6 protein-coding genes are annotated in these 10,272 nt (G+C 31.4%); 2 read left to right on the forward strand and 4 right to left on the reverse strand.

Going from position 1 to position 10,272, the window contains the following annotated elements; genetic code table 11:
• Positions 1–72: 72 nt before the first annotated feature.
• The 4 genes from gatB/aspS to ACY2RX_RS12815 form a co-directional block, all read right to left on the reverse strand.
• Positions 73–3,408 (reverse strand): bifunctional amidotransferase subunit GatB/aspartate--tRNA ligase AspS, encoded by a 3,336-nt coding sequence (gatB/aspS, locus tag ACY2RX_RS12800; RefSeq protein WP_490104369.1) that lies wholly within the window; start codon positions 3,406–3,408, stop codon positions 73–75.
• Complete coding sequence (locus ACY2RX_RS12805) at positions 3,408–4,805, reverse strand: amidase family protein (RefSeq protein WP_490104370.1); 1,398 nt, start codon at positions 4,803–4,805, stop codon at positions 3,408–3,410. Before ACY2RX_RS12805 ends, gatB/aspS begins: the two co-directional genes overlap by 1 nt.
• Before the next feature lie 58 nt (positions 4,806–4,863).
• Positions 4,864–5,118, reverse strand: a complete 255-nt coding sequence (locus ACY2RX_RS12810) for a hypothetical protein (protein ID WP_490104371.1) — start codon at positions 5,116–5,118, stop codon at positions 4,864–4,866.
• Between the two features lie 309 nt (positions 5,119–5,427).
• On the reverse strand, positions 5,428–6,696 hold the full coding sequence (locus ACY2RX_RS12815) for a porin (RefSeq protein ID WP_490104372.1): 1,269 nt from the start codon (positions 6,694–6,696) through the stop codon (positions 5,428–5,430).
• A gap of 397 nt (positions 6,697–7,093) precedes the next feature.
• On the opposite strand from ACY2RX_RS12815, the gene gyrB reads away from it, so the two are divergent.
• Positions 7,094–9,031 carry a DNA topoisomerase (ATP-hydrolyzing) subunit B gene (gene gyrB, locus ACY2RX_RS12820; protein WP_490104373.1) on the forward strand — a complete coding sequence of 646 codons (1,938 nt, stop codon included), beginning with the start codon at positions 7,094–7,096 and terminating at the stop codon, positions 9,029–9,031.
• Between the two features lie 114 nt (positions 9,032–9,145).
• Positions 9,146–10,183, forward strand: a complete 1,038-nt coding sequence (locus ACY2RX_RS12825) for a DUF6588 family protein (RefSeq protein ID WP_490104374.1) — start codon at positions 9,146–9,148, stop codon at positions 10,181–10,183.
• The last annotated feature ends 89 nt before the right edge of the window (positions 10,184–10,272 follow it).

The following is a 10,272-nucleotide window of genomic DNA, read 5'->3' on the forward strand; positions in this document are numbered from 1 at the left end:
TTTTAAAATATTCTTCATTGATGGAACAAAAATAAGATAGATTTTTGATTACACAAATTTTATCTAAATTATTTATCTCATAATTTTTACGTTCATCTCTTCTACTTTTTTATCTGATAAAATTGATGGCGCATTAAACAATAAATCTTCAGAAGTTCCTGTTTTAGGGAAAGCCATTACTTCTCTAATAGAAACTTTCTTTTCTAAAATCATCATTAAACGATCTATTCCCCAAGCAATTCCTCCATGAGGTGGTGCTCCGTATTGAAAAGCCTTGTACATAGTACCTACACTTTTTAGCATTTCATCTTTAGTATAACCCATATTTTTATAGGTTGCTTCTAAAATCTCTGCTTTGTGCGCACGTACAGAACCTCCACCAATTTCATAGCCATTTAAGATTAAGTCATATTGTTGAGCGATAATCGTTCCTATTTCATCATCATTTCCAGCCATATGCTTTTCTAAATCATACACTGCTGGCATTGAAAAAGGATTGTGTGTAAATGTCCATCTACCCTCGTCAGTTTTTTCGAACATTGGAAAATCTACTACCCAAGCGGGCCTTAATTCTTTTGGATTAATCAATTTTAAAATGCGCCCCATTTCTTGACGTACAGCATCCAAAGCCTTGTTTGCAGTTGCATAATCTGCTGCTGAGAAAAATACAATATCACCAATTTGAGCTTCTGTTGCTTTTATAATATTTGCAGCTATTTCTTCACCTAAAAATTTAATAATTGGCGATTGCAAATCGTTTTCATTAACAATAATATACGCCAAACCACCCAAACCATTTTGTTGAGCAATGGCTGTTAAATTTTCTATTTGGCCTTTAGACATTCTTTTGTTTCCTTGCTCTTTTGCAGAAACTTTGATGCATTTTACAATACCACCTTCTTCAATTGGTTTGCTAAAAACCTGAAACGTAGTTTCCTTAACAATATCTGTAATATCTTGCATTTGCAAGCCAAAACGTAAATCGGGTCTGTCACAACCATATTTATCCATTGCTTCTTTGTAAGTTATGGTTACAAAAGGATGCAAAATCCATTTTTTACCATAAATTCTTTTAACAACTTCATTAAACATTTTTATGTTTAAATCTATAATTTGCTGCATACTTGCATACGCCATTTCTAAATCTAATTGTGTAAATTCTGGTTGACGATCTCCTCGAGAATCTTCATCTCTAAAACAACGTGCTATTTGGAAATACTTTTCATAACCACTTACCATCAACATTTGTTTAAACTGTTGTGGAGCTTGTGGTAAGGTGTAAAAAGAACCTGCTTGTTTTCTTGTTGGAACAATAAATTCTCTTGCACCTTCATCTGTACCTGCAGTTAAAATTGGGGTTTCAATTTCTAAGAATTCTTCTTCGTCTAAAATATCACGTAATAATTTAATGACTTTGTGTCTGTTTACAATTGCTCTACGAACCTCATCATTTCTATGGTCTAAAAATTTGTACTGAAAACGAACATTTTCGTTTGATTTTGTGGCTCTTTTAATTTCAAAAGGAAGCGTTTTTGAAAGGTTTAAAATTTCTAATTCAGAAGTTTCTAACTCAATTTTACCTGTTCTTAAACTGGCATTGTAATCATCTTCATTACGTTGCACAACAAGCCCTTTTACAGTAATTACGGTTTCTGGTTTTAATTTTACCAATTCATCTAAATTAGGAAACGTTTCTCTGCTTAAACGCACTTGAAAAACCTCATTATTAGAACCTCTTAAATCGATAAACATCAATTCTCCATGATCACGAACACTTGCTACCCAACCTGCTAAAGTAACTTCTTCATTAATACAACTTTCTGATAATTGAGTAATTTTATGGGTTCTATATTCTTCTTTTATTACAATCGGAATTTCTGGTAATTCTTCTGTTTGTTTATTAGTTGTTGGTTGTTGGTTGTTGGTTGTTGGTTTTTTACTTCCAACTTCCAACTTCTTACTTCCAACTTCATCAGTAGCAACTTGCTTTAGCACTTCTTCTCTAATTACTTTTCCAGAAGCTCCTTTTCCAATAATTGCAATAACTTTACCAACCAAAATTCCTGCTTTACCTTGGTTTCCGGCTTTGATATCATTTGCAATAGCTTCATTTTCTGTAACTACCTTAACAACAGCTTCTTTAATTTGATCTTTAGAAATGGTATGGTCATCAAAATACTTATTATAATCAAAAGTTCTGTCTTTTAAATAAGATGTAATTCCATTCTGTACTAAAACAGAGGTAATTTTATCTTCTTTAAATAATTGAAAAATCTCGATTAATTGACTAACATTATGAATATTTTTATAATCATCTGCAGCAATATTATTTACCAAAGTTTTTGCTACAAAAGAAGGATCTTTAAGTACGTTGTTTATTTCTATAAAAGTTTTAGAACGCAAAGCGTCTGCAGTAAAAAACTTTGCATCTTGTGGCAAAACACCACCTTTTATCAAAATAGATTCTACAGCAAAAGGCAACGAACTAATATCAACATCTATCTTTTCAACTACATTTTTAATAGTAACAAAAGGCAAATCTGGTTCAGAAATAAAGCGATAATCTGCTTCAAATTCTTTTTTACGCATTGTTTTGGTTTGCTTTAAATCTGCATCCCATAAAACGGTAGTTTGATCGGGTCTAAAAGCTTTGTTTTCTATATAATAATTCAGTTGTTTTTCTACTTCCTCTTTTAAAGCTTCCACCATAAACTTAAATGAATTTAAGTTTTTAATTTCTGTACGAGGATTTAAATTATAAGTATGTTTTTTTCTAAGTGATACAGAAACATCCGATTTAAATTCTCCTTTTTCGAGGTTTGCTTCAGAAATTTTTAAGTTCTGTACAATTCTTTGAATGTATTGTGCATACGTTGATGCATCTTCGATATGGCGAATACAAGGTTCTGTAACAATTTCAATTAACGGAACACCTGCTTTATTAAAATCTACCAAAGAAACTTTTTTTTCGTGCATCAACTTTGCAGCATCTTCTTCAATATGAACTTGAGTTAAATTAACAGTAAACTGTGAACCATCATTTCTAAAACAAGATACTTGTCCGTCTGGAATTATAGGGTTATGAAACTGCGTTATTTGAATATTTTTAGGATTATCTGGATATTCATAATGTTTTCTATCCCAAGAAGTAACTTCGTTTTCAAAGGTAGATTTTACAGCTTTCCCAAAATAAATTGCTTTTTTAATTGCTTCTTTATTTACCGATGGTAAAACGCCCATTTGCCCAGTACAAACAGAACAAATATTTGTATTCGGTTGTTCAGATTCTTGATTTGCACAAGAACAAAACAACTTGGTTTTTGTATTTAATCGAACGTGAGTTTCTAAACCTATTACCAACTCTAATTCGTGCTTTTTTAGCTGTTCATTTAATTGTTCCAATTCCATTATATCGTATCTTTTAAGAAGTTAGCAAACTTCAAAACGAGTTCATCATTTCTTTTTGCAGCAGTAATTTGCAACCCTGTTTTTGTACCTTTAGGTATTGTTAACGTTGGTAATTGTCCTAAACTAAAACCAACTGTGTATGCATCAGATAAATACATAGCTAACGGATCTTTTAAACTATCACCTATTTTTGGAGGAATATTAGGTGTTACTGGTGATAAAATTATATCTACTTCTTTAAAATCTTTTTCAAAATTATTAGCAATTTGATCCCTTAAATTCAATCCTTTTAAATAAATTTCATCAGAAAAACCTTGAGACAATACTTGATTTCCACCTACAATTCTGCGTTTTGTTTCTTCAGAAAAATTTTCAGACCTTGTAATAGAATAGGTGTCTTTGAGATTATCGCCCTCAATTCTATTGCCATAATTTGTACCATCTAATCGAGATAAATTAGAAGCTGTTTCTGCCATTGCTAAGGTGTAGTATGTAGAAACTAAAGTATCAGATTCGAAAAAATCAAGTTCTTTTACTTGAATTTCTTTCGCTTTTATTTTTTTGATGGCTGCTAAAAAATCTGATTTTACTTGCGCATCAATCGCATCATTTTCTATAAAGTTTTTAAAATATCCAACAGTCTTAATTTTATCGGTATTAAAAATATCATCTTCAGAAATCATTTCTGATGAATAGGTAGTTTGATCTTTTATATCTTTACCACTCATTACATTTAAAACAATTCTTATATCTTCTATCGATTTTGCAATTGGCCCTACACAGTCTGTAGAAGATGCGTATGCCATTAAACCATATCTAGAAACTCTACCATAAGTAGGTTTCAGTCCGTATACATTATTATAACCCGCTGGCTGACGAATAGAACCTCCTGTATCTCCACCAATTGAAAAAACAGTAAAATCTTTGGCAACATTTACTGCTGAACCTCCGCTAGAACCTCCGCCAACAAGTTCTGGATTTACTGCATTTTTTACGGCTCCAAAAATGGTGTTTTCAGAAGAAGAACCGTGTCCAAAACTATCGCAATTTTCTTTTACTAATGGAATTGCACCTGCATCTAACAATTTCTGAATGGCAGTAGCTGTATAAGCAGCTTTGTAATTTTTCAGTAAATCTGAACTTGCAGTTGTATAGGTTCCTTGCAGCATATACACATCTTTAATTCCGAAAGGAATGCCTTCTAACAAACCTATCTGTTCTCCATTTGCAATTTTAGCATCTACTTTTGCTGCTAATGCTAAAGCCAAAGTATCTAAAAGTGAATTGACTGTATTGTGTGTATTTGATTTTAATAAATCCAGTTTTTTCTGCACCAACTCTAAACAAGTAATTTCTTTGTTTTTTAATTGATTATGGATTTCTCTGATTTTACTCATATATATTATTTTTTAGCTCAGTTGCTATTAACTAACAACTAAAAACTAATAACTTTTTTTATTCTTCTATCACTTTAGAAACTACTAAAAAACCGTTCTTTTCTTTCGGAAAGTTTTCGACGATAATATCTTTTTCTATTTGAGTACTATTTACAACAACATCTTCTCTTAAATCATTTAAAGGCACCGCATTTTTAGAAGTATTAAAAGAAGTACCATTTGTTGTATTTGCATTTTTAATTACCTTAAATAATTTATTTACGGTTTCTGACTCTTTTGCTCCTTTAATACTCGACAAAACGTCGACTGTCATTATTTTACTCATCTTTCTATTTTTTAAAGATCCTGAAACAAGTTCAGGATATGAAAAAAGCCTCCCAAAATTGGAAGGCTTTATATATTTCTAAACAACAACCTTCCTATTCTAAAAATTAGAATTATTGAAATTACGATTGTTGTTATTATTTGTCATCTTTCTTATATGAGTAGCAAATATATGTAGAAAAAAGTTGATAGAATCTTCTTTTTTAAGATTTTATAAAAGGTTTAAAGGATTCTCAAAATATCAACTTTATATTATTGATACATTAATAAACAAAAAAATACATATCATAAATTTAATTTACTTCAACGAAACCTGATACTGCAACACAAACATTCCTTTATAATTTTTCTGTTTTAGGGTTGTTGCATCAAAAATTGGACGATGTTGATATCCTAAACTTATTTTATTACTATGTTTTCCATTCAACAAAAAATTTACCGTAAAATCATAAACTGTCATAGCATCATTTAAAGCATCCCATTTAGAGTTTTGAATTGCAAGGTTTGGCTGAACAACAACTGGATAATTAAAAATTTCTGACTTTTTAAAAGCATATCCAAACTGCATATACCAAGTTGTACCAGTACCAATTAACGGAAATGCAACTCCAGCTCCATTAAAATCTGAACCTCCACCATTTGTAGGATTATTTGCGCCAACATTTCTGATGTAATTTTTTCCAAAATCGAAGTCGTAAAAACCTAAATAAGCTGTTATTGCATCCTCATTTTGTAAAGGCAAGTTTAAAAATGAATCTATTGCCCAATGTTTTATATCATAAAAATTAGTTCCAGCTAATGTAGCATTTCCATCACTCATTGCTTTTTCTTGAATCTGAAAACCAGCGCCAATATTAAAAACTTTTTTTGCCTGCACATACGTTCCTGTTTGATAAGCTGATTTATTAGACTCGTGGCTAAAGAATTGATATTTTACATAAGACGACGTTTTAATTCTTGGTTTATTGTTGGCAAAATTCACAGCACCATTAGGAATACTTGTTACTGCTAAAGGTCTAGTAAATGCTAACCTGTAATCAAATTTACCTGCTTGACCTTTAAACCAAACTCCAAACTGACGTCCTAAATGATCATTTTTTTGAACAGTATTTAATGAAAAAAGAGGCGAATCTAAACCCATTAATGATTTACTAGAACGAACATTCCATCTACTTAAACCTTGCCAACCAGATTTACCCAATCCAACTTCAAAAGCTTTAGAAAAAGAATACTCTGCATATAAGTCTAAAACTTCTAAAGGAAAACTTTTACTTTTTAAATTATAGTTGTTCCCTCCAATAATCGAATACAAAAATAATTTTGGTGTAACCTGTGATGAAATAGGAATTCGTAAACGTCTTATAGATACATCTGTAAACTCTTTTGTCTGCTCTCCATTAACCAAAGAACCTTGGTTTAAATCAGAATAACGCAACCATAGTTGTGCAGTCAAATTCCATTTTATTTTTGGTTGATGTTCTTTCTTTTCTTGAGATTTTACACTTAGTGGTAAAATAAATAAAACAATTAGCAAAAATTTTACTCCTACTTGTTCTAACTTTTTCATTTTAATAATATTCTTAAATTAGGCACAAAATTATGTTGAACTTTATTTGAAAAAAGTGACAAACATCATATTTTATTACCATTTTTTATCACCTCTGTAAAATACACAAACTATATCGTTTTCTTCACTGAAAAACTTTTTAATGATGTTTTTTCATTTTTTGAAAAATCAAAATTTAAGAATTAAGAAACTTTATTGAAAAATTAAAATTCAACAAAATTAAAAAGAACTCAAATTCAATTTAAGACACTTTATAGCCGTTTTAAGACAGTTTTATAGTTATCAACATTTTTTATTTTTATCAACAAAAAACTTTAAAAAGTAATGTTTTTATCTATATTTGGTAGGTTGTATTTTATACAATTTTCAATCAATAAATATAATTTAATCATATAAAATGAGCGAAGAAAAAAAACATAATTATGATGCTTCTAGCATTCAGGCACTAGAAGGTATGGAACACGTAAGAATGCGTCCATCTATGTATATTGGAGATGTTGGTGTGCGTGGTTTGCACCATTTAGTATATGAAGTCGTAGATAACTCTATAGATGAAGCAATGGGTGGTTATTGCGATCAAATAGATGTAACAATTAACGAAGACAATTCTATTTCTACAAAAGATAATGGTCGTGGAATTCCTGTAGGAATCCACAAAAAAGAAGGCGTTTCTGCACTACAAGTTGTAATGACAAAAATTGGCGCTGGTGGTAAATTTGATAAAGATTCTTATAAAGTTTCTGGTGGTTTACACGGCGTTGGTGTTTCTTGTGTAAATGCATTATCAGAACACCTTACAGCTACCGTTCATAAAGAAGGAAAAATTTGGCAACAAGAATACTCTAAAGGTAAAACTTTATATCCAGTAAAAACAGTTGGAGAAACAGATTTTACAGGTACCATTGTAACTTTTTTACCAGACAAATCAATCTTTGCACAAACTACAGAATACAATTACGAAACGTTAGCAACTCGTATGCGTGAGTTGGCGTATTTAAATAAAGGAATCACAATTACTTTAACTGATAAAAGAACTACAGATGATGAAGGTAATTTTCCAACAGAAACTTTTCATAGTGATGAAGGTTTGCCAGAATTTATCAAATATTTAGATTCTACTCGCGAGCAATTAACAGCTACTGTAATTTCTATGGAAGGCGAAAAAAACGGAATTCCAGTAGAAGTTGCTATGGTTTATAACACTTCTTATTCAGAGAATTTACACTCGTATGTAAACAATATTAACACGCATGAAGGCGGAACACATTTATCTGGATTTAGACGTGGTTTAACACACACTTTAAAAAAATATGCAGATGAATCTGGATTATTAAAAAATGTAAAATTCGAAATTGCTGGTGATGATTTCCGTGAAGGTTTAACTGCAATCGTCTCTGTTAAAGTTGCAGAACCTCAATTTGAAGGACAAACAAAAACCAAACTAGGAAATAGAGAAGTTTCTTCTGCAGTATCACAAGCCGTTTCAGAAATGTTAACGGATTACCTAGAAGAAAATCCTAGTGATGCCAAAACAATTGTTCAAAAAGTAATTTTAGCAGCAACAGCACGTCATGCAGCACGTAAAGCCAGAGAAATGGTACAACGTAAAACTGTAATGAGTATTGGTGGTTTACCTGGTAAATTATCTGATTGTTCTGAAACCGATCCTGCACAATGTGAAATTTTCTTAGTTGAGGGAGATTCTGCAGGTGGTACCGCAAAACAAGGTCGTGATCGTAATTTTCAAGCCATTCTTCCACTTCGTGGAAAAATATTAAATGTTGAAAAAGCGATGCAACATAAGGTTTTTGAAAATGAAGAAATCAAGAATATGTTTACAGCTTTAGGCGTTACTATTGGTACAGAAGAAGACCCAAGAGCTTTAAATTTATCAAAAGTACGTTATCATAAAGTAGTTATTATGTGTGATGCCGATGTTGATGGTTCTCACATTGCTACCTTAATATTAACTTTCTTCTTTAGATATATGAGAGAAATGGTTGAGCAAGGTTACATTTACATTGCTACTCCTCCTTTATATTTAGTTAAAAAAGGACAAAAAAGAGAATACGCTTGGGATGACAACCAACGTGATTTAATTGCTCAAAAATTGGGTGGTAATGTTGCGGTTCAAAGATATAAAGGTTTAGGAGAGATGAATGCAGAACAACTTTGGGACACTACAATGAATCCTGAATTTAGAACCTTAAGAAAAGTTGTTATTGAAAACGCAACAGAAGCAGACAGAGTATTTTCTATGTTAATGGGAGATGAAGTTCCACCTCGTAGAGACTTTATTGAGCGCAATGCAAAGTATGCAAATATTGATGCATAGTATACGGGTTTTTACCCATTTTATACACACTTCGTTAAGGAGTGTGTATTTTTTTATATATTAGCTTTATTAAAACCCTACACAAATAATAATATTAACCAAACTTAATTAATAATGAGAAAGTGTATTTTAATTTTTATAGGTGTTTTCACCTTAACGTTTAACGTAAAAGCTCAAGATGGTTTTGAAGCTATTCTACTAGCAGATGCAGCAGATTCTAAAAAACTAATGCAAGCATATTTTGCTCCTGGAATGGAAGGGTTCATAAATGCGATGAATAATGGATGGTACCATACTGCAAAAGTTCACAAACCTTTTGGTTTTGATTTAGCAATTGGACTTAGTGGAGCTTTAATACCTACCGAAAAAGAATTATTTAATGTTGCAGCTGTCTTAGGCTCAGGGTCTACTATAACGTCAAGTTCAGCAACAGCCTCTACATTTGCTGGTCCTAACAAAACAACAAAAATGACTGTGAATACTAAAATTAAAGGTAAAGATGTAACAGCTACTTTTGATGCTCCTGGTGGAGTTTTAGACGATTTACCTGCAAAAGCTGTTCCTGCACCTATTGTTCAATTAAGTATTGGTCTACCTTGGAAACTAGAAGGAATGATAAGAATGGTACCAAAAATAAATATTGGTAAAGATGATGGTTCTGTTAAAATGCTTGGTCTTGGTGTTAAAAAAGAAATAACAGATTGGTTTGGACCAATGGATAAAACACCTTTACACGTATCGCTATTAGCTGCATATACAACTATGGATGTAAATTACGGTATAGCTGACCAACCTACAGGAGAAATTCAAGTTAAAAATGCCTTAACAGAATTTAACTTAAAAGCATTTACAATGCAAGCAATTGCATCATTAAACTTCCCTATAATTAATATTTATGGTGGTTTTGGATACAATAGCGGTAGCTCTAGCTATAAAATGTCAGGTACTTTTACAGGAGAATATACAGACAAAGCTACTAATCAAAAAGTTACACAAGATTTATCAGTACCTTCAAACTTAGATTTTGAATCTAAAGGATTTACAACAACAGTTGGAGCAAGATTAAGCTTGGGCTTCTTTAAAATATTTGGTAGTTATGCTTTACAAGAATACAACACTTTCTCTGCAGGTGTTGCTATAAGCATTAGATAAAAGATAAACAAATGACTAGTCCTAAATAACCGTTACAGTTTTTATTAGGATTAAAGTTATAAAAATCTCTCAACAAACAGCTGTTTGTT

Source organism: Polaribacter sp. 2405UD43-2, assembly GCF_058147125.1.

Bases quoted from the DNA above. Each gene is read 5' to 3' on its own strand.
- gatB/aspS (WP_490104369.1), bottom strand. From the start codon at position 3,408: ATGGAATTGGAACAATTAAATGAACAGCTAAAAAAGCACGAATTAGAG.
- ACY2RX_RS12825 (WP_490104374.1), top strand. From the start codon at position 9,146: ATGAGAAAGTGTATTTTAATTTTTATAGGTGTTTTCACCTTAACGTTT.
- ACY2RX_RS12815 (WP_490104372.1), bottom strand. From the start codon at position 6,696: ATGAAAAAGTTAGAACAAGTAGGAGTAAAATTTTTGCTAATTGTTTTA.
- ACY2RX_RS12805 (WP_490104370.1), bottom strand. From the start codon at position 4,805: ATGAGTAAAATCAGAGAAATCCATAATCAATTAAAAAACAAAGAAATT.
- gyrB (WP_490104373.1), top strand. From the start codon at position 7,094: ATGAGCGAAGAAAAAAAACATAATTATGATGCTTCTAGCATTCAGGCA.
- ACY2RX_RS12810 (WP_490104371.1), bottom strand. From the start codon at position 5,118: ATGACAGTCGACGTTTTGTCGAGTATTAAAGGAGCAAAAGAGTCAGAA.